Raw genomic sequence first — 18,962 nt, forward strand, 5'->3', positions numbered from 1 at the left:
TGCCTGTCCTTTCAGGCCGCGGCGTAGCGGCTGGTCGGCCGGTCGAGTCCGAGGTGGCCGCGCAGGGTGGTCGATCGGTAGTCACGACGAAAGGCGCCGGCGTCCTGCAGTGCGGGCACGAGCGTGCGGGTGACCTGCTGCAGGTCGTGTCCGTGCACCGCCGGGCGCAGCCGGAAGCCATCGACACCGTGCTCGGTCCAGTCGAGGATCAACTCCGCGAGGTTGTCCGCAGTGCCGACGAAAACAGTTGCGTCACTGGTGAATTCGCGTCCCGCGAGTCGGTTGAGACGGCCGAGGCGATCCTCGGCGGCCGAGGTCGACGCATCGAGCACCACGACCAGGTCGGCGAGCACGCGCACCTCGCGTTCGGCGCGCCCGGCCGCCGTTGCCTCCCCGCGCACCACCCCGGCGATGCGCCGGGCGTCGGCCGCGTCCGACGGTGTCACCAGAGCGACGTCGGCGCTGCGTGCGGCCAGCCGGTAGCCGTCGTCCTGGTGCGCGAGCACCACCACGGGCGGTTGACCCTGCGGTGGCCGCGGAGTGATCGAGGGGCCGCGCACGGAGTACTCCGGACCTTCGAAATCGATGTAGTGCAGTCGATCCCGATCGATGAAGCGCCCGGTCTCCACATCCCGGATCTCGGCGTCGTCCTCCCAGCTGTCCCAGAGCCGGCGCGAGACCTCGATGTGGTCGGCGACCTCACCGAACAGGCTGCGCACCTGTTCGCCCGTGGGTCGCTCGGCGGACGGTGCCGGACGCCGGCCGACGTTCTCGTACTCCCGCGGGTCCCAGCTGCCGCGCAGTCGCACGCCGGCCCGGCCGTTGCTCACGAAGTCGAGCGTGGCGATCGAGGTCGAGACGTGGAACGGTTCGGTGTGCTGAGCGAGCACCGTCGGCACCAGGCCGATGCGCTCGGTGCGGGTGGCAACCCGGGACGCGACCAGCGCAGCATCGAGGGCGCCGACGACGACATCGTCGCGGTCGCCGTCCGCCGGGTCGGTGGGTGCGAAGCGATCCTCGAAGGTCACCAGATCGAGCATCCCGCGCTCGGCCTCCTGGGCGAGGTCGGTCCAGTAACCAGGGTCGAAGAGCCCACCGGCGAGTGTGGGTGTGGAGCGCCAGGCGCCCGGGTGCCATCCGGCGCCATCGAGCGCCACGGCGAGATGAATTGACTGTTCGGCCGACATCGGCATCACCTTTTCGTCAGATGCGAGGTCGCGAAAGAGATGCCTTCAGGGCGTAAAGCCTTGCCGGCAAAGGGTATTCGCGCTTGCGACGCCGGGTGGCGTCGCCGGGTCATCACCTGGAGCACCCCGCCGCGAGGGAGGGTTGCCGGACAGCCAGCCAGGGCTTGACGCTGTCACTCGTGACCGATGCCGAAGCTAGACGACGAACCGCCGTCTTGTCTAATGCCTATCTCAAAAGTAGGGATTGAAGTGGTGGGTCAGCGAGGCAACCAGGCGTCATCGGCGTCGCCGAGACGCCGCACCGACGCAGGGAACTTCCCGCCGAGCAACTGCTGCAGAGTGACCACGTCGAGCACTGCGCGCATGCTCGACCGCAGCGCCACCCAGAGCGCCGGAACATGCTCGGCGACGCCCTCGTAACTCAGTTCGTGCGGCCGCACCCCGTGGATCTCGGCGAGGGGGCCGTCGACACTGCGGATGATGTCGCCGATCGTGATCTCCTTCGGCGATCGTGCGAGCCCGTAACCGCCGGCACACCCACGCTGGGTCACCACGATGCCGCTGCGTCGCAGTTGACTCAGGATGGCCTCGACGAACTTTCGGGGCAGATCCTGCTCGCTGACGATGCGGTCGATCGTCAACCGCTCCGGGTAGGCGATCGCCAGCTCGAGCGCCGCCCGCACCGCATAGTCGCTGCGCGCCGTGATCTGCACGGATGTCCTCCTGTTGTCCCGCCACTCGCCCGGTGTCGCCCCCACTGCATGGTTGCCCGAGGTGCCCACGATAAACGGTGCCGACGCGAAATAAATCCCACCATTTAGATAGAGCATGCTGTTAACTTGTGGAATCCAGAACATCTGGTTATGTTCCAGCTCTCAGGTGATGAGCGGCAGTGACAAGCCCTGGCTTGCTGCCCAGCAACCCTCCTCCCGCGGTGGGGTGCTCCAGGTGACCACCCGATGGGTCGCGAAACCGCGCGATCCATAAGCGCGACGGCTCGACAGACCCCACCCGGCAGGCGCCGGCCGTGGGCTGACGACGCCCGCCCGATCAACGTGAGGAATACCCATGTCCCAACTCACCGTCGACCAAGGGTCGGCGACACGGAGCGGGCCGGCGATCCGCCCCGCTCCCGACGTCAGCAAGGGTGATCAATCCCCCGCTCCCGCAAGCGAACTTGCCGCTGGTCTCGTCGCCGATCTGACCGCCGATCTCGCCGGCGCCCCGCTGCTCGGGCGCCGCCGTCCGCTGCGCTGGGCGTCGGCCGGTGTCGCCGCGGTGCTGTTGGCGATGCTGGTGAACACCCTGTTCACCAACCCACGCTTCCAATGGCACATCGTCGGCGAACACCTCTTCAGCAAGGCCATCCTCGACGGGCTCGTGCTCACCATCTGGCTCACCGCCGCGGTGATGGTCAGCGGATACGTGCTCGGCATCGCCGTCGCCATCCTGCGGTTGTCCGACAACCCGGTGTTGAGCTCGGCGAGCTTCGGATTCGTCTGGCTGGTGCGCTCGGTGCCGCCCCTGGTGCAACTGTTGTTCTGGTTCGAGATCGCCTCGCTTTATCCGCGGCTGTCGATCGGCATCCCGTTCGGACCGGAATTCGCCTCGGTGCAGACCGCACACCTGTTCTCGGCGATCGTCGCGGCATACGTGGCCCTCACCATCGACGTCGGCGCCTTCGCCGCCGAGATCGTGCGCGGCGGTCTGTTGTCTGTCGACAAGGGACAGACCGAGGCTGCCCAGTCACTCGGACTCTCCCGTTGGCGCACCTTCCGGCGGGTCGTGCTGCCGCAGGCGATGCCGGCGATCATCCCCGCGTCGGGCAACTTGCTGATCGGCATGCTGAAGGCCACCTCGCTGGTCAGTGTCATCGCCGTCCAAGACCTGCTCGGCGCCGCCGAGCTGATCTACAACGACAACTTCCAGGTCATCCCGCTGCTGCTCGTGGCGACCCTGTGGTACCTCGTGCTCACCTCCGTGCTGTCCGTCGGCCAGTTCCTGCTCGAGCGCCACTTCACCCGCGGCCGACGCTCCGGGGGCGGCAGCGGGTTGGTGTCCCTGTGGCGCGCGAACCTGCGGTTGTTCCCACACCGCGTCCACACCTCGGCGAAGGGCGGTGCGGCATGAGCGCCGGCGTGCGAATCCGCAACCTGCACAAGACGTACGGCGGACGGGAGGTGCTGCGCGGCATCGACCTCGACCTTCCGGCCGGCAGCGTCACCGCGATCATCGGCCCGTCCGGGTCGGGCAAGTCGACGCTGCTGCGGTGCATCAACCACCTCGAGCGTCCCGATGCGGGCTACGTCGAGGTCGGCGGTGAGGTCATCGGTTATCGCGTCGACGGCGACCGGCTGCGAGAACGTTCGCCGCGGGAGATCGCCCGGCAACGCGCCCGGATCGGAATGGTGTTCCAACAGTTCAACCTGTTCGGTCACCGCACCGCCGCGCAGAACATCATGGAAGGGCAGCTCGCCGCGGGCATCCCGAGCACCACTGCGCGTGCCACCGCGACCCGATTGCTCGCCCGAGTCGGCCTCGAGGGCCGCGACGGCGCCTATCCGGCACACCTTTCCGGCGGGCAGCAACAACGGGTGGCCATCGCCCGGGCACTGGCCACCGACCCGGCGCTGATCCTGTTCGACGAACCCACCAGCGCGCTCGACCCCGAACTCGTCGGGGAGGTGCTCGCGGTCATCAAGGAGCTCGCGACCACCGGCATCACGATGGCCATCGTCACCCACGAGATCGGCTTCGCCCGAGAGGTCGCCGATCAGCTCGTCTTCATCGACGAGGGCCGGGTGGCCGCGATCGGTGCCCCCGACGAGGTCCTCGACCACTCCGCCAACGACCGTGCCCGCGCCTTCGTCGCCGCGGTCCTGTGACACCCACCAGCCAAGGAGAACCACCATGAACATCACCCGCAACACCACCGACAACTCCCCGGTCACTCGCCGGTCCGCCGGCGTCACCCCCGGCCTCACCGCCGCCGCCATCGCCACCGCGCTCACCCTGAGCGCGTGCGGCGGCAGCTCGGACGCCGCCAGCACCACCCCCGCAGGAGGGTCGACGGGATCCTCCTCAGCGTCCGCCGCAGTGACCGGCGTGCAGACCGACGCCGCGGCACGTGCTCTCCTGCCGCAGTCGGTCAAGGACAGCAACCAGATTCTGCTCGGTGTCACCCAGGTGACCGGCACGTCCGGTCTGCCGCACGCCGGGGTGCAGGACGGCAAGGAGGTCGGGCTCGACCTCGACATCCGTGCCGCCGTCGCGGGCAAGCTCGGCATCACCTTCAAGCCCCAGACCGGCACCTTCCAGACGATCGTGCCCGGTGTGCAGAGCGGGAAGTACCAGGTGGGACAGGCCAACTTCGGAGTCACCAAGGACCGCCTGAAGGTCGTCGACTTCGCCACCTACCTCGTCGACGGTCAGTCGTTCGTCGGCAGCAAGGACGTCAAGGTCGACTCGGTGAAGTCGCTCCTGGACGTCTGCGGTCTCAAGGTGGCCACGTCCCCCGGCACGACCTTCCAGAAGCTGCTCGAGTCGAACAAGGCGGAGTGCGCCAAGGCGGGCAAGCAGCCCTACACGGTGCAGTACTTCGCCGACACCGCACCGATCTACCTCGGCCTGCAGAACGGCAAGGTCGACGTCTACTTCGGCCCCACCCTCAGCCTGAAGGTGCTGATCACGAAGATCCCCGGCACCCGCTACCTCGGGGAGGTCGCCCACACCAAGGTCGGATTCGTCACGGCGAAGGGTTCACCCCTCGCACCCGCGCTCAACGCAGCGGTGAACAGCCTTATCAAGGACGGCACCTACGCGAAGTTGTTCGCCAAGTGGAACGTTGCCGACTCCGTCATCGCCAAGTCCGAGATCAACCCTTCCCCGTCGTTCTGACGGGGATGAGCAGGAGACGACACCCATGAGTACCTTCATCCAGGACTGGACCGACTGGCACGCCGGGCACGAGGCGAATCTCGCTGCGCCACACGGATTCCTGGCAGTCACCAGCCTCAACTTCCTCGGGCCCGAACCCACCCGTTTCCCCGATGCGCCGGGCGTCTGGCGCAGCACCGCCGCTGGGGTCAGCGTTGACCTCGACCCCGATGAGAGACTCGAACTCGACGACCGCCCGATCACCGGCCACCACGACTTCGGGGTGCTCCCCGAACGTGGCGGAGTGACCGTTCGTAGCGGCGACGTGGCCCTCGAGGTGGCCAAGCGCGGCGGCTTCGACATTCTGCGGCCGCGTCACCCCGACAATGCGCTGCGCACCTCGTTCACCGGCACTTCGACCTTCGAGCCGACACCGGAGTGGGTCGTCACCGGCTACTACTCCCCGTTCGTCAAGCCTCGACCGACAACGGTGGGGGCAGCCGTCGAAGGTCTGGAACACGTCTACGACGCGGTCGGCGAGATCACCTTCGAAATCGCCGGACGCCGGCTGTCCCTGACCGCCTTCCCCGGCCACCGGGACGGCGACCTGCTGGTGCTGTTCAGCGACGAAACCGCAGGTGTGACAACGCATCCGGCAGTTCGTTCGATCGCGGTGCCGGCGCCGGACGGCGGTGAGGTGGTGCTCGATTTCAACCGGGCGGTCAACCTGCCGTGCGCTTACACCCCGCACGCGACCTGCCCCTACCCGCCGCTGGAGAACCGGCTGCCGATCGCGGTGACCGCCGGCGAGCGGCTGCCCGAAAGCGACCACCTGGCGAGGGCCGCCGGATGAGAACCATCGCGATCAGCCTGATCATCCACGCGCCCGACCCCGTCACCGGTGCACAGATCTCCACCCATGAGCGGTTCGAGCAGGTGGTGCGCGCCGCCGAGCACGCCGAGTCGATCGGCCTCGACGGTTTCGGGGTCGGCGAACGGCACGAGCGACCGTTCATCTCCTCCGCCCCGACGGTGGTGCTCGCGCACCTCGCCGCACGCACGAGCCGCATCCGGCTGTTCACCGCGGTGACGACGCTCAGCTTGCTCGACCCGGTGCGGGCCTACGAGGACTACGCCACGCTCGACCACCTGAGCCAGGGACGACTCGAACTCATCATCGGCAAAGGCAACGGCAGCGCGCAGCGTGAACTGTTCGCGGTGACTCCCGAGGACCAATGGGATCGCAATGCCGAGTCGTACGAGGTGTTCCGGTCGATCTGGCACCAGGACAAGGTGAGTGCGGCGACCCGGTTCAGACCGCCGCTGAACGACGCCGAGGTGTGGCCCAGGCCGTACCAACAGCCGATCCGCATCTGGCACGGCAGCGCGACCAGCCGCGAGTCGGTCGACCTTGCCGCTCGCTACGGCGACCCGTTGTTCTCGGCGAACGTCACGAACCCGATCGAGCCGTACGCCGAACTGATCGAGCACTACCGCGAACGCTGGGTGCACTACGGGCACGACCCGGCGCAACTGACCGTCGGCGCCGGCAGCGCGGGCCTGAGTGTGCGCCCCCGCTCCCAGGATGCGCGCGCGCTCTTCGAGCCGGCGTTCGCCGGATACCTCGCCACCCAGCGACGTCTCGGTGTCGACCCGGTGTTCGCCGACCTCGACGACTACGTCGCGCGAAGTTCGGCGCTGATCGGCAGCCCGCAGGAGGTGCTCGACAAGATCGGTCGCTACCACGACCGGTTCGGCCACAGCGTGCAGCACGTCAGCGCACAGGCGATCGGCATCAGCGAATCCGACCACCGCGACAGCCTCGAGCTCTACGCGCGCGAGGTGCAGCCGGTGCTTCGGGCGCAGTTCCCCGAGCCGCCGACGTGGGGCGCCGGACCGCTGGTCGACGACGCGGTGGCGGGCTCCGCCGACGCCGCGGATCTGTCGCTGACCGGCTGATCAAGCCGGACCTGTGCGTGTGCCGGCAGCACCTCGCGGCTGCTGCCGGCACGCGCACACCGTGCTCTGGTCAGGCGGTGGTTCCGACCGTTGCGACCGCGCCGACCGTGTCGGCAGTGTCGGCAGTGTCATCGACAGAAGTGTCGCCGGAGATCAATCCCTCGGACACCGCCGCGATGTACTCGTGCACCAACGGCACCGCAGCCGCGCCCTCTCCGCTGGCCGACGCGACCCGCTTCATCGAACCGGATCGGATATCACCGACGGCGTACACACCCGCAACGGTGGTCTCCAGTGGCGCCGGCGGGCAGCCGTTTCGCCAGGTATCCATCGGCACGTCGCGTCCGGTGAGCACATAACCGGCGCCGTCGCGAGCCACCTCGTCGGGCAGGAAGTCGGTGCAGGGGTGCGCCCCGATCAGGATGAACAGCCCGCAAGCCTCCTTGGTGAACTCCTCGCCGGTGACGTTGTTGCGAACGCGCAGCCACTCCAGGTGGCCCGATCCCCCGGCACCGACGACCTCGGCGTTGCCTGCGACCTTGATGCGCGGGTTGGCCTCGATCTCACGGATGAGGTAGTCGGACATCGTCTCGGTCAGGTCGGCGCGACGCACCACGATGGTGACCACGCGGGCGAACTTCGCAAGATGCACCGCGGCCTGACCGGCCGAGTTGCCACCGCCCACTACGACCACGTGACCGCCGGCGCACTCCCGCGCCGCCGACGTGGCCGCACCGTAGTGGACACCGAGCCCGACGAGCTCGTCGATTGAAGGCACACCCATCCGGCGATACTTCACACCCGAGGCCACCAGCAGGGCTCGCGCCCGCACGCGTCCCTTCGGAGTGAGCAGCACGTGCGGCGACCCGTCGGTGCCCAGCTCGACGCCGGTCACCCGGCAACCCGGTCGCAGATCGGCGCCGAAGCGCGATGCCTGGGTGCGGGCCCGCTGCGCCAGCCGCATGCCGGAAATGCCACGCGGAAAGCCGAGGTAGTTGCGGATCATCGAGCTCGAACCCGCTTGTCCGCCAATGGCATCGGAGTCGAGGACGACCGTGCGCAAACCCTCGGACGCACCGTAGACCGAGGCGGCCAGCCCGGCCGGGCCGCCGCCGACGATCACCAGGTCGAACACCTCGGCGGACAGGTCGGTCGAGGTGTCGGTGAAGTAGGTCGAGACCTGCGCGATGGTGGGATTCTGCGCCAGCCCGCCGAACGGTGAGCTCACCAGCGGGTAATCGATCTCACCCTCGTGACCGGTGCTGCGCAGCTGTTCGATGATCTCGAGCCCGACCTCGCTTTCGGGGCTGGAGGTGCGGGTCGGCACGCCTTGACGATCGAAGAAGTCACGCAACCGACCGAGCGCCGCGATGTCGGGCGGCGAGACGAGTTCGACGGCCGCGACCACGGGGCCGGCGGAGGTCCATGCCCAGTCGGACAGCAACTCGGTGACCGCGGTGTGAAACTCTTCTTCGCGCACCCCGCGCGGCACGGTCAACGGCGTGTCCAAGCGTCCGGCGGCCATGGCCTCGCGCACCACCGTGCGGGTGTGTCGGAACTCGCCCCAACCGAGCAGCAGCACGCGCTTCACCGTCGGGCTGAGCGCGTGGATGCAGTCGAGCGCGACGAGCCCCGGGGTGTCGGCGAGAGAGGACTCCGCGGCGACGAGTGCGATCTGTCCGTTGAACGCAATCGCCCGCTGTGCCTGCCGCAACCCGTCGGCGAGGGTCGGCACGACCACCACCTCATAGTCGCGCTTGTAGCGGGAGAACTCCCCCTCCATCACCTCGGCGTACTGCGCTGCGACCACGAGGATCATTGGCTTGATGGTCATACGAATTCCGTTGTCAGTCATAAGTTCTCAATCAATCGATCGGCTGCGTTATAAGGGTCGGTCGTGCCGGCCACCACCTGCTCCGCGAGGTCGTCGAGATCGCCGCCCTCGCCAGGCCGCGCCATCCGTGCCCGCAGCAGACGTAGGGCGATCTGCTCGATCTCCCAACGCGCCCGCGCGGTGCGACGACGCCCCAATTCTCCGCTTTTCTGCGACCACGCGAGGTGCTTGTCGAGCGCGGCCATCAAATCGTCGAGACCGGTGCCCTTCTCGGCCACCAACTTCTCCACCGACGGACGCCACAAACCCGGCTCGGTGCGGTCGCCGAGGGTAATCATGTGGCGCAGGTCGCGCACCGTCGCATCGGCACCCTCCCGGTCGGCCCTGTTGACGACAAACACGTCGCCGATCTCCAGAATTCCCGCCTTCGCGGCCTGCACCCCGTCGCCCATGCCAGGTGCGAGCAACACCAACACGCTGTCGGCGAGGCCCGCGACCTCGACCTCGCTCTGCCCGACGCCCACCGTCTCGACGAAGATCACGTCGCAACCGGCAGCATCGAGCACCCGCAGCGCCTGCGGCGTCGCCCAGGACAACCCGCCCAGATGACCCCGGCTGGCCATCGAGCGCATGTAGACGTCGGGGTCGAGTGCGTGGTCGACCAGGCGGATGCGGTCGCCGAGCAGCGCACCGCCGGAGAACGGCGAACTGGGATCGACGGCCAGCACCCCGACCCGCAAGCCACGCTCGCGAAAGGCACGCACGAGCACATTGGTGGTGGTCGACTTGCCGACGCCGGGCGAGCCGGTGAGCCCGATGATGCGGGCTCGACCGGTGTGGGGCGCGAGCGCAGCCATGACCTCACGCAGCCGCGGGTCGGCGTTCTCGACCAGGCTGATCAAACGGGCGACGGCCCGGGGGGATCCTCCCCGGGCCGCCTCGACCAACGAAGGTACGTCGACGTCCCGACGACTCATCGATGAATCCTTAAGGGTTGCAGCGAATTTCAGGCCTTCGGCACGCGCACGATCAGGGCGTCGCCCTGACCGCCACCGCCGCACAGAGCGGCCGCGCCGACGCCGCCACCACGACGGGCGAGCTCGAGCGCCAGGTGCAGGGTGATGCGGGCACCGGACATGCCGATCGGGTGACCCATGGCGATCGCGCCGCCGTTGACGTTGACCTTGTCGGCGTCCAGACCGAGCTGCTTGGTGGACGCGAGACCGACCGCGGCGAACGCCTCGTTGATCTCGATGAGGTCGAGGTCGGACGGCGCGATGCCTTCCTTGGCGCATGCGGCTTCGATCGCGTTGGCCGGCTGCGACTGCAGCGTGGAGTCGGGACCGGCGACGACACCGTGGGCACCGATCTCGGCCAGCCACTTCAGCCCCTTCTCCTGCGCCTTGGCCTTGCTCATCACCACGACCGCGCAGGCGCCGTCCGAGATCTGCGACGCCGAGCCCGCGGTGATCGTGCCGTCCTTGCTGAACGCCGGCCGCAGGCCGGACAGCGACTCGGCGGTCGTGTCGGCGCGGATGCCCTCGTCGGCCTTGAACTCCAGCGGATCGCCCTTGCGCTGCGGGATGCTGACGGTGAGCACCTCGTCGTCGAACAGGCCGTCCTTCCACGCCTTCGCGGCCAACTGGTGGCTGCGCGCCGAGAACTCGTCCTGCTCGGTGCGGGTGAACTCCTGGTCGCCCTTGTTCGCCGACTCGGTGAGGTTGCCCATCGCCTGGTCGGTCAGCACGTCCCACAGACCGTCGTAGGCCATGTGGTCGGTCATCTTCACGTCGCCGTACTTGAAGCCCTCGCGACTCTTGGTCAGCAGGTGGGGCGCCTGGCTCATCGACTCCTGGCCGCCCGCCACCACGGTGTCGAACTCGCCCGCACGGATCAGCTGGGCGGCGAGCGCGATGGCGTCGACACCCGACAGGCACACCTTGTTGATGGTGAGCGCCGGCACGGTCATCGGGATGCCGCCCTTGACCGCGGCCTGACGGGCCGGGATCTGACCGGCGCCGGCGGTCAGCACCTGGCCCATGATCACGTACTGCACCTGGTCACCGGCGACCCCGGCCTTCTCCAGGGCACCCTTGATGGCGATGCCACCGAGGTCGGTGCCCGAGAAGTCCTTGAGCGAGCCGAGCAACCGGCCCATCGGGGTGCGGGCACCGGCCACCAGGACGGGGGTGCGTGCGTCGTCGGTCATCGATCTGTCCTCCAGCTTCGGCGAATACGATCCGCATCACGGTTTGGCACCAGCCTAGTCTTGGCCCATGACCGCCCTTCCCACGCATCTGTTCGAAGCGCTCGACCACGTCGGCATCGCGGTGACCGACCTCGATGAAGCGATCGCGTTCTACCGCGAAACGTACGGGATGACCCTCGCGCACGAGGAGACCAACCCCGAGCAGGGCGTCCGCGAGGCGATGATGACCGTAGGCGACCCCGAGCACCCGCACTCCCACATCCAGTTGCTCGCCCCGCTGTCCCCCGAGTCGAGCATCGGCAAGTTCCTCGACCGTTCCGGCCCCGGCATCCAGCAGATGGCCTACACCGTGAGCGACGTCGAGGCGGTCTCGCAAGCGTTGCGGGATAAGGGACTTCGGCTGCTCTACGACGAGCCGAGGCGCGGCACGGCCGGCTCGCGGATCAACTTCATCCACCCCAAGGACGCCGGCGGGGTGCTGGTGGAACTCGTCGAGCACGCGGCCGACACCGCCCACTGACGCGAGGCGGCCCCCGAAAGTTTGCACGACACGCGACGGATGTGCTCGATCGTGCGAACTTTCGCGGGGTCGAAACCGGCGGCGGGTGTCGGGCACGGTGGGGCACTGTAGGGGCCAATCGACACCGAACAGGACGAACACATGACCGATGGCACCGACCTCGCCGCCCGGGCCGAGGCCGACGACAACTCAGCGGGCGCCGTCCGGCCCCGCGTCGCGTTGGTCGACGACCTGCATGTGGTGCGCGCCGGATTCGCGGCCATCCACCCCCGGCTGGAGGTGGTTGCGACCTACCCGACCGTCGAGCAGTTCCTGCGGGATGCGCCCGAGGTCGACGCGGTGGTGTCCGATCTGAAGCTGGCCAACACCACCCATCCCGGTGTGCTGCAAGGACGCCGGGCGATCCGGGCGCTGGCCGACGAGGGTCTGAGGGTGTGCATCTACACCGAGGAGAGCCGTCCGTTCGTGCTCGCGCAATGCCTGCGCGCCGGCGCCAGCGGCATCACCCACAAGTACGACGACCCCGAGGTCACCACCGACGCGATCACCCGCGTCGCCGCCGGGCAGTTCGTCATCACTCCCGGACTGGTCGGCGTCGCGGAGGTGCTGCAACGCCACGGACAACTGCCGGAGGTCACCGACAAGCAGTTGGAGGTGTTGCGCGAGCGCGCCCGTGGGCTGTCGTGGCAGCAGATCGCCGGCAAGCACTACATCACGGTCGCGTCGGCGCGCAATCGGATGGACGCGGTCACCGAGAAGTTCGCCGGTTACCTGCGCAACGCCAGCCCGGCCGACATCGAGCGTGAGTTCGGGTTGCGTCCGGGAGACCTGCTGGACGAGTGACCCGCGGCGCGTGAGTCGAGACCGGGTGACCGGCTCAGCGCCACGACCCGCGGGGCGGACGCCGGTCGCGCGCCGCCCAGCATTGGGTGTGCCAATGTCGTCGGTCGGTCAGGTCGCCCAGTCCTTCGGCCGGCCACACGACGACGTGCGCGATCGCGCTGGACAACTGCTGCTGGCAGCCCGGACAGACGTACTGGCGGCCGGCGTCGTTCCCGCGCACCGACCGCACGTTCCACCGCTGCCCCTGATAGGAGTCGACGCGCAGGCCGACATCGAGCAACCGCGACAGGTCGGCCCGCTCGGGCCGATCCCGTCGGTGGTTGCGCCGCGGCATCTCAGCCCAGCTGCTCTGCGGCGTTGGCGTCGTCGAACCACGGCGACGGCCACACCGCCGGCTGCCGGGTCTCGTCGTAGAGCTCGGCCAGCCCGCCCGCGACGTACTCCGGACCCAGCTGGGCGATGTAGGCGAAAGGTCCCTGCGGGTATCCGCAGCCGGCGGTCATCGCGGTGTCGATGTCGTCGACGCTCGCGTAACCCGACTCGACCATGTTGGCCGCGTCGTTGAGGTGCTGCAGCAGCAACGCGTCGACGAGCAGCCCGGCGCGGGCGCGCACCCGTGCCGAACGGATACCGGCGTTGGCCAGGGTCGCCGCCACGAGTTCCTCGGCGGTGTCGGAGCCTTCGGGATCGCGCACGATCTCGGCGAACCGGCCCGCCTTCGTCGCGGCGTGCAGGCGCAGCGCGACGACCGGCGCGCCGTCTGCCAGTTCGTTGCCGATCTCGACGTAGGCGTTCGGGTCGAGGATGGCGACCGGCACCGACGGCGCCAAGGTGGCGAGCAGCTCACCGCGCCAGGCGTTCTCCTGCGTGCGGCGCTCGACGTCGGCATCGTCGTCGAAGTCGTCGGCGTCGTCGGCGGCGATCGCCCACAGCACCAGCTCGGTGTCGGCGAGCGACCCCTCCTGCGGGGAGTCGAACAAGGTCGTCGCGATGCCGGCCTCACTCAGAGTGGCGGCGAGCGCGCGGCCCTCGTCGGTGTCGGTGAACACCGCGACCTTCGTCGCGAACGTGGCGGCGTCACGGTCGGCCGGCGCCTCGGCCTCGGAGCCGTAGTCGTAGAAACCGCGACCGGTCTTGCGGCCCAGGCGACCGGCGGCGACCATCTGCTGCAGCAGCGCGGGCGGCGCCGACGACGGCTCCTTGGTCGCCTCGTACATCACGTCGCACACCTCCTTGACCACGTCGAGGCCGATGAGGTCGGAGAGGGTCAGCGGGCCCATCGGGAATCCGATGCCCATGCGCGCCGCGTCGTCGAGGTCTTCGCGCGACACGTGACCGGTCTCGTAGATGCGGATGGCGCGGGCCAGGTAGGTGATCAACAGCGCGTTGGCGACGAAGCCCGCACGGTCGCCGACGACCACCGGCTTCTTGCCCAGCTCGACCGCGAGGGAGCGAATCGTCTCGACCAACGCGTCGTCGGTGAACAGCGTCGTGATGACCTCGACGAGCGCCAGCACCGGCGCGGGGTTGAAGAAGTGCATGCCGATGACCCGCTCGGGGTGGCGGGTGGCGGCGGCGATCTGCGTCACCGACAGGCTCGAGGTGTTGGTGGCGAGCACACAGTCGTCGCGCACGATGAGGTCGAGCTTGGTGAAGATCGACGTCTTGATCTCCAGCCGCTCGGGCACCGCCTCGATCACGAGGTCGACGTCGTGCAGGTCGTCGAGTTGGTCGGTGAAGGTCGCCTGCCCCACCAGGGCGTCACGACCCGCCTCATCGAGGCGTCCGCGCTTGACCTGCCGGTCGAGGGAGGCCACCAGGAAGCCCTTGCCACGCTCGGCCAGTTCGGTCGATCCGTCGACCGCAACGACCGGAATACCGGCCTTGAGGAAGACCTCCACGATGCCGGCACCCATGGTGCCCAGCCCGATCACACCGACAGATTTGATCTCGCTCGTCATGCCCGAATCCTCCCATCCCCCGCCCGGGCGCCGACGACCGGTCGTCGACCGGCGGACGACCGGCGGACGCCGTCCGTGACCGGCCATTAGGCTGCCCGGGTGCGAGTTGTGATTGCCCGGTGCAGCGTCGACTACGGCGGACGGTTGACCGCCCACCTGCCCACTGCGACCCGTCTGTTGATGGTGAAGGCCGACGGGTCGGTGCTGGTGCACAGCGACGGCGGCTCGTACAAGCCGCTCAACTGGATGACTCCCCCGTGCACCCTCACCGAGCTCGAACCCACCGCCGACGAGGCGGACGAGGGCGTCGAGGCCGTGTGGTTCGTGCAGCATTCCAAGAGCGAGGACAACCTGCGGGTGCGCCTGTTCGAGGTGCTCCACGACAGCACGCACGACCTCGGCATCGACCCGGGACTGCAGAAGGACGGCGTCGAGGCGCAGCTGCAGGAGCTGCTCGCCCAGCACATCACCACGCTCGGCGCCGGCTACACGCTGATCCGCCGCGAATACATGACCGCGATCGGCCCGGTCGACATCATGTGTCGCGACGCCGACGGCGCGACCGTCGCGGTCGAGATCAAGCGGCGCGGCGACATCGACGGTGTCGAGCAGCTCACCCGCTACCTCGAGCTGCTCAACCGCGACCCGGTGCTTGCGCCCGTGCAGGGCGTCTTCGCGGCACAGCTCATCAAGCCGCAGGCACGCACGCTGGCGCAAGACCGCGGGATCCGTTGCGTGACACTCGATTACGACGCCCTGCGCGGCATCGACGACGTGGAGTCGAGGCTCTTCTGATGGCCGAGGACGAGCTCTTCCGCGGACACGGCGGTGCGGTCGCCGCACCCAACGCCCTCGCCGCGCAGGCCGGGCTCGACCTCATCCACCTCGGCGGCAACGCCGTCGACGCCGCAATCGCCTCGATGCTCGCCACTTACGTCAGCGAGCCCGGCATCGTGTCGGCGTTGGCGAGCGCGTTCGTCAACGTCTGGCCCGCTGACGGCGATCCGGCCGTCGTCGACGGCAACTGCGAGATGCCCGGACGCGGCCTGCCGTCCGAGCGCTTCGGCGGTGGGCTGCGCGAGGTGCACCTGGAATACGGCGGTGGCATCACCATTTACGCCGGTGCCGGCTCGGCGGCGACGCCGGGCGCGTTCAAGGCGTTCGAGGAATCCCACGCGCGCTACGGCCGCGCCTCGTGGGCCGACATCACCGCCCCTGCCATCGACATCGCCAGGCGTGGTTTCCGCCTCGGCGCCGCGGCCGCGAGTTACATCGAGCTGACCGGCGAGGGCCTCTACAGCTTCGACCCCGAGACCCGGGCCGCCCATTTCGACGGCGACCGGCCGGTCGCCGTCGGACAGTTGCTGACCAACGTACCCCTGGCCGACTCGCTGCAGGCGCTCAACGACGAGGGTTTCGACCTGCTCTACGGCGGAGAACTCGGCGCCCGGGTCGCCGATCACGTGCTCGGCCAAGGCGGGCTGATCACGCTCGACGATCTGCGGGCCTACCGCGCGACTGTTCGCCCCGCGACCGTCGACCGGGTGGGTGCGTGGCGTTTGGCCACCAACCCGCCGCCGTCCATCGGTGGGCCGGTGCTGGCCACCATGCTGCGTCTGCTCCAGCGCCGCGGCACCGACGCGCGCACGATCCTGCAGGTGCAGCGCGAGGTGCTCACCTACCGCGCCGCCCACCTCGACGCGGCCGCCGACCTCGAGGCCGCCGGCGCCGACCTGCTGCGCACCCTGGAGCAGAACGAACTCACCTCGTTGCCCACCTCCCAGGACACCGCGCATGTCAGCACCGTCGACAGCCACGGCAATGCCTGCGCGCTCACGTCGTCCGCCGGCTACTCCTCAGGGGTCACCGTGCCCGGCACCGGCCTCGTGCTCAACAACTGCCTCGGCGAACCGGAACTCAACCGGCGTGGCCTGCACGCCGTCGCCCCCGGCACCCGGCTCGCGTCGAACATGGCGCCGACGACCGGTCGCGCCGACGACGGCGCGATGCTCGCGATCGGCAGCCCGGGCGCAGACCGCATCACCACCGCGCTGATGCAAGTGCTTACCGCGCATTGTCTCGAGGGCGCCGCACTTCAGGACGCGATCAACGCCCCCCGGGCGCACATCGGGGTCGACTTCGCCACCCGCGACATCTCGATCGAGACCGAACCCGACGAGGCGTTGGAAGCCGCCGCCCGGCAGATGGACGCACCCGTGCGGACGCACAGCCGCCACGCGATGTACTTCGGTGGGGTCGGCGCCGCCAAGCGGAAGGCCGACGGTGACCTCGAGGCTGCCGCAGACCCGCGGCGTGCTTCGGCGACCGCGATCGGCTGAGTCGATACTCAGGCCCGAGTTCTCAGGCCCGAGTTCTCAGGCCCGACTTCTCAGGCCCGGCCGGTTCAACCCCACTGGACTGCTTCGTTCAGTTCGTTCAGGTTCGATCAGGCAGTGGCGCTCTGCGGCGCCGCGGTCCAGGTGAGCAACCGGCTCAGTTTCGTGCTGCGGATCACCCGGTCGAGCCGCGGCGACACCTCGGTCAGCACCAGCTGCCGTCCCGCTCGCGCGGCGCGTCGGTCGGCGCCGACCAACATCCCGAGCCCGGCCGCATCGGCGACCTCGGCGCCGCGCATCTGCAGCCGGAGTTCGCCCTCGCCGGCGTCGATGGCGCCACTGAGCACATCGCGGGCCGCGGAGATGGTGTGAACGTTCAGCTCGCCGAGCACGGCGAGCTCGTAGCCGACACACACTTCCCGCACCTCGAATTCGGGTGCGGGCTTGTAGCGATGGCGCCGGGTCGATCGGGCGACGAAGTCCGACATTGGAACCCCCATTCCAATTGTTCGGGTGGATGCATATCCATTGAGCCATCCGTTCGGTAAAGCGCGCACCAGGTTGAGGTCACGTTTTCGTCACAGAGATGTGCCGGTCCGAAGCCGTCATTTCCCCAATTTCGTTGCACTTCAACGGCCCTGGGTGATAATGGGACTATCCGACCAATCTTCCGGCCGTCGTGCAACGATCTGACCATGGTCATTCTGAGCCGCATCTACACCCGCACCGGCGACAAGGGAAGCACCGCCCTCGGCGACTTCAGCCGCACCACCAAGACCGACCCGCGGCTCGCCGCGTACGCCGACACCGACGAGGCCAACAGCACGATCGGGGTCGCGATCGCCTGCGGCGACCTGACGGACGACGTCCGTCGCACCCTGGTGCGCGTGCAGAACGACCTCTTCGACGTCGGCGCCGACCTGTGCACCCCGCTCGTGGCCGACCCGGAGTATCCGCCGTTGCGGGTGCAGCAGGAGTGGATCGATCAACTCGAAGCCGACATCGACCGGTACAACGACGACCTGGAGAAGCTGCGTTCGTTCATTCTTCCCGGTGGCACACCGGGCGCCGCGCACCTGCACGTCGCGCGCACCGTCGTCCGGCGGGCGGAACGCTCGACCTGGGAGGCGATCGAGACCTACGGCACGGACGAGGCCCCGGCGGCCGCCCGCAAGGGCGCGAAGAAGGACGCCGAGCCGGTGGACGAGCCGTCCGCCGAGCGGAGTGCGCACGGTGAGCAGGGCGAGCAGAGCGATGCGGCCCGCCCCGGTGGCATCAACCCGTTGACCGCTGCATACCTGAACCGGCTCAGCGACCTGCTGTTCGTGCTCGCCCGGGTGGCCAATGTCGAGGCCGGCGGCGACGTGCTCTGGGTGCCGGGCGGCGAACGCTGACCCCAAGAACCCGCAAACGCTGCGCGTTTGCGGGGTGTATGCGGGGTATCGGGGTGGCCGCGGGGTTCTCAGGAGCGACTGGAGTTGAAGCCTGGGGGTGACGACTCCGACCACGACCGCAGCTGGGTGTAGTCCGGGCGACCGACGACGATCTGCTGGTCTTGGTCACCACAGGTGCAATCGACGAGCACCGGCTCCTGGATGACACCCGGACGGCGGTCCATCGGCATCGGCGGGCCGAACTCGACCTCCTCGCGCACCAGCGTCCATTTGGGGCGCAGGCCGAGCCCGAGTATCGGGAACCATTCGATGACATCGGGCTTGGTGCGGGCCATGCCCATCACCCAAAAATCCCCACGGCGGCGAGCCATGAGGATCATGAGTTGATCGCGGGTGATCAGCCAGCGTCGGATCGCGATCCAGACGATGGTGAGCAGCAGGAGCGCGATGAGCGCGCCAAGGACGACCTCCGCGGTGAGAAGGACGTCTCCCAAGGTCGACTCAGGCAGACAGGCCGGAGGCGTCGATGACGTCGGACACGACGGTGACGGTGTTGTGGTCGACCGAGATGAAGCCGCCGCCGACCGTCACGACCTGCCGCGAACCGTTCACCGGGTCGATGCGCACCTCGGCCGACTCGGCGAGCACGGAGAGCAGCGGGGTGTGGTCGGGCAGGATGCCGAGCTCACCCTCGACGGTGCGCGCGTACAGCGCCTTTGCCTCGCCCTCCCAGACCTTGCGGTCGGCGGCGACGAGCTGGACGTTGAGGTTGCTCACGTGGTCGATCTCCTGGCGAGTACGTACATCGGGCTTGGAACGAGTCTACCGGCACCCGCACGGTGC

General features: G+C 68.7%; 20 protein-coding genes and 2 riboswitches. Of the genes, 10 read left to right on the forward strand and 10 right to left on the reverse strand.

The window, feature by feature from the left end; translation table 11 throughout:
- Window positions 1–11: 11 nt before the first annotated feature.
- Together DFJ65_RS14190 and DFJ65_RS14195 are read right to left on the reverse strand one after the other, a co-directional pair.
- Window positions 12–1,187 (reverse strand): LLM class flavin-dependent oxidoreductase, encoded by a 1,176-nt coding sequence (locus tag DFJ65_RS14190; protein ID WP_115924337.1) that lies wholly within the window; start codon window positions 1,185–1,187, stop codon window positions 12–14.
- Window positions 1,188–1,261: 74 nt separating this feature from the next.
- A riboswitch (SAM riboswitch) is annotated at window positions 1,262–1,372 on the reverse strand.
- 72 nt (window positions 1,373–1,444) lie between these two features.
- Window positions 1,445–2,044 (reverse strand): RrF2 family transcriptional regulator, encoded by a 600-nt coding sequence (locus DFJ65_RS14195; protein WP_245950289.1) that lies wholly within the window; start codon window positions 2,042–2,044, stop codon window positions 1,445–1,447.
- Between the two features lie 21 nt (window positions 2,045–2,065).
- Window positions 2,066–2,183: riboswitch (SAM riboswitch) on the forward strand.
- 72 nt (window positions 2,184–2,255) lie between these two features.
- Here DFJ65_RS14195 and DFJ65_RS14200 point away from each other — a divergent pair.
- The 5 genes from DFJ65_RS14200 to DFJ65_RS14220 are packed head-to-tail and all read left to right on the forward strand — an operon-like array spanning window position 2,256 to window position 7,022.
- Complete coding sequence (locus DFJ65_RS14200; RefSeq protein WP_115923576.1) at window positions 2,256–3,317, forward strand: amino acid ABC transporter permease; 1,062 nt, start codon at window positions 2,256–2,258, stop codon at window positions 3,315–3,317.
- A complete protein-coding gene (locus tag DFJ65_RS14205; RefSeq protein WP_115923577.1) occupies window positions 3,314–4,072 on the forward strand; it encodes an amino acid ABC transporter ATP-binding protein in 759 nt (252 codons plus the stop codon). Before DFJ65_RS14200 ends, DFJ65_RS14205 begins: the two co-directional genes overlap by 4 nt.
- A 25-nt stretch (window positions 4,073–4,097) precedes the next feature.
- Entirely contained in the window at window positions 4,098–5,084 is a 987-nt protein-coding gene (locus DFJ65_RS14210; protein WP_115923578.1) for a transporter substrate-binding domain-containing protein, read from the forward strand.
- A gap of 25 nt (window positions 5,085–5,109) precedes the next feature.
- Window positions 5,110–5,916, forward strand: a complete 807-nt coding sequence (locus DFJ65_RS14215) for a DUF1684 domain-containing protein (protein WP_115923579.1) — start codon at window positions 5,110–5,112, stop codon at window positions 5,914–5,916.
- Entirely contained in the window at window positions 5,913–7,022 is a 1,110-nt protein-coding gene (locus DFJ65_RS14220; protein ID WP_115923580.1) for an LLM class flavin-dependent oxidoreductase, read from the forward strand. The genes DFJ65_RS14215 and DFJ65_RS14220 overlap by 4 nt, the downstream gene beginning before the upstream one ends.
- Before the next feature lie 70 nt (window positions 7,023–7,092).
- Here DFJ65_RS14220 and DFJ65_RS14225 read toward each other — a convergent pair whose 3' ends face one another.
- From DFJ65_RS14225 to DFJ65_RS14235, 3 genes are read right to left on the reverse strand one after another with little or no spacing between them, the layout of a single operon-like run.
- Window positions 7,093–8,856 carry an NAD(P)/FAD-dependent oxidoreductase gene (locus DFJ65_RS14225; protein WP_211308452.1) on the reverse strand — a complete coding sequence of 588 codons (1,764 nt, stop codon included), beginning with the start codon at window positions 8,854–8,856 and terminating at the stop codon, window positions 7,093–7,095.
- A gap of 17 nt (window positions 8,857–8,873) precedes the next feature.
- On the reverse strand, window positions 8,874–9,833 hold the full coding sequence (meaB, locus tag DFJ65_RS14230; RefSeq protein ID WP_115923582.1) for a methylmalonyl Co-A mutase-associated GTPase MeaB: 960 nt from the start codon (window positions 9,831–9,833) through the stop codon (window positions 8,874–8,876).
- 29 nt (window positions 9,834–9,862) lie between these two features.
- Window positions 9,863–11,065, reverse strand: a complete 1,203-nt coding sequence (locus tag DFJ65_RS14235) for an acetyl-CoA C-acetyltransferase (protein ID WP_115923583.1) — start codon at window positions 11,063–11,065, stop codon at window positions 9,863–9,865.
- 67 nt (window positions 11,066–11,132) lie between these two features.
- On the opposite strand from DFJ65_RS14235, the gene mce reads away from it, so the two are divergent.
- Window positions 11,133–11,585 (forward strand): methylmalonyl-CoA epimerase, encoded by a 453-nt coding sequence (gene mce / locus DFJ65_RS14240; RefSeq protein WP_115923584.1) that lies wholly within the window; start codon window positions 11,133–11,135, stop codon window positions 11,583–11,585.
- Between the two features lie 141 nt (window positions 11,586–11,726).
- Window positions 11,727–12,428, forward strand: a complete 702-nt coding sequence (locus DFJ65_RS14245) for a response regulator (protein WP_115923585.1) — start codon at window positions 11,727–11,729, stop codon at window positions 12,426–12,428.
- 34 nt (window positions 12,429–12,462) lie between these two features.
- Here DFJ65_RS14245 and DFJ65_RS14250 read toward each other — a convergent pair whose 3' ends face one another.
- Together DFJ65_RS14250 and DFJ65_RS14255 are read right to left on the reverse strand one after the other, a co-directional pair.
- Window positions 12,463–12,762, reverse strand: a complete 300-nt coding sequence (locus DFJ65_RS14250) for a hypothetical protein (protein ID WP_115923586.1) — start codon at window positions 12,760–12,762, stop codon at window positions 12,463–12,465.
- Window position 12,763: 1 nt separating this feature from the next.
- Complete coding sequence (locus DFJ65_RS14255) at window positions 12,764–14,389, reverse strand: 3-hydroxyacyl-CoA dehydrogenase family protein (protein ID WP_115923587.1); 1,626 nt, start codon at window positions 14,387–14,389, stop codon at window positions 12,764–12,766.
- A gap of 99 nt (window positions 14,390–14,488) precedes the next feature.
- On the opposite strand from DFJ65_RS14255, the gene nucS reads away from it, so the two are divergent.
- Both nucS and DFJ65_RS14265 read left to right on the forward strand, forming a co-directional pair.
- A complete protein-coding gene (gene nucS / locus DFJ65_RS14260) occupies window positions 14,489–15,184 on the forward strand; it encodes an endonuclease NucS (protein ID WP_115923588.1) in 696 nt (231 codons plus the stop codon).
- A complete protein-coding gene (locus DFJ65_RS14265; protein WP_115923589.1) occupies window positions 15,184–16,728 on the forward strand; it encodes a gamma-glutamyltransferase in 1,545 nt (514 codons plus the stop codon). The genes nucS and DFJ65_RS14265 overlap by 1 nt, the downstream gene beginning before the upstream one ends.
- Before the next feature lie 107 nt (window positions 16,729–16,835).
- Here DFJ65_RS14265 and DFJ65_RS14270 read toward each other — a convergent pair whose 3' ends face one another.
- Window positions 16,836–17,213, reverse strand: coding sequence for an STAS domain-containing protein (locus DFJ65_RS14270; RefSeq protein ID WP_170144104.1), 378 nt, complete (start codon window positions 17,211–17,213; stop codon window positions 16,836–16,838).
- Between the two features lie 207 nt (window positions 17,214–17,420).
- Here DFJ65_RS14270 and DFJ65_RS14275 point away from each other — a divergent pair, with 207 nt between their 5' ends.
- Entirely contained in the window at window positions 17,421–18,119 is a 699-nt protein-coding gene (locus tag DFJ65_RS14275) for a cob(I)yrinic acid a,c-diamide adenosyltransferase (protein WP_115923591.1), read from the forward strand.
- Between the two features lie 68 nt (window positions 18,120–18,187).
- Here the strand turns inward: DFJ65_RS14275 and DFJ65_RS14280 are convergent, their stop codons facing one another.
- Both DFJ65_RS14280 and DFJ65_RS14285 read right to left on the reverse strand, forming a co-directional pair.
- On the reverse strand, window positions 18,188–18,613 hold the full coding sequence (locus tag DFJ65_RS14280) for a DUF2550 family protein (protein ID WP_170144105.1): 426 nt from the start codon (window positions 18,611–18,613) through the stop codon (window positions 18,188–18,190).
- A gap of 7 nt (window positions 18,614–18,620) precedes the next feature.
- On the reverse strand, window positions 18,621–18,896 hold the full coding sequence (locus DFJ65_RS14285; protein ID WP_115923593.1) for a F0F1 ATP synthase subunit epsilon: 276 nt from the start codon (window positions 18,894–18,896) through the stop codon (window positions 18,621–18,623).
- Between the last annotated feature and the right edge of the window lie 66 nt (window positions 18,897–18,962).

This window comes from Calidifontibacter indicus (assembly GCF_003386865.1).
In the GTDB taxonomy this organism is placed as follows: Bacteria; Actinomycetota; Actinomycetes; order Actinomycetales; family Dermatophilaceae; genus Yimella; species Yimella indica.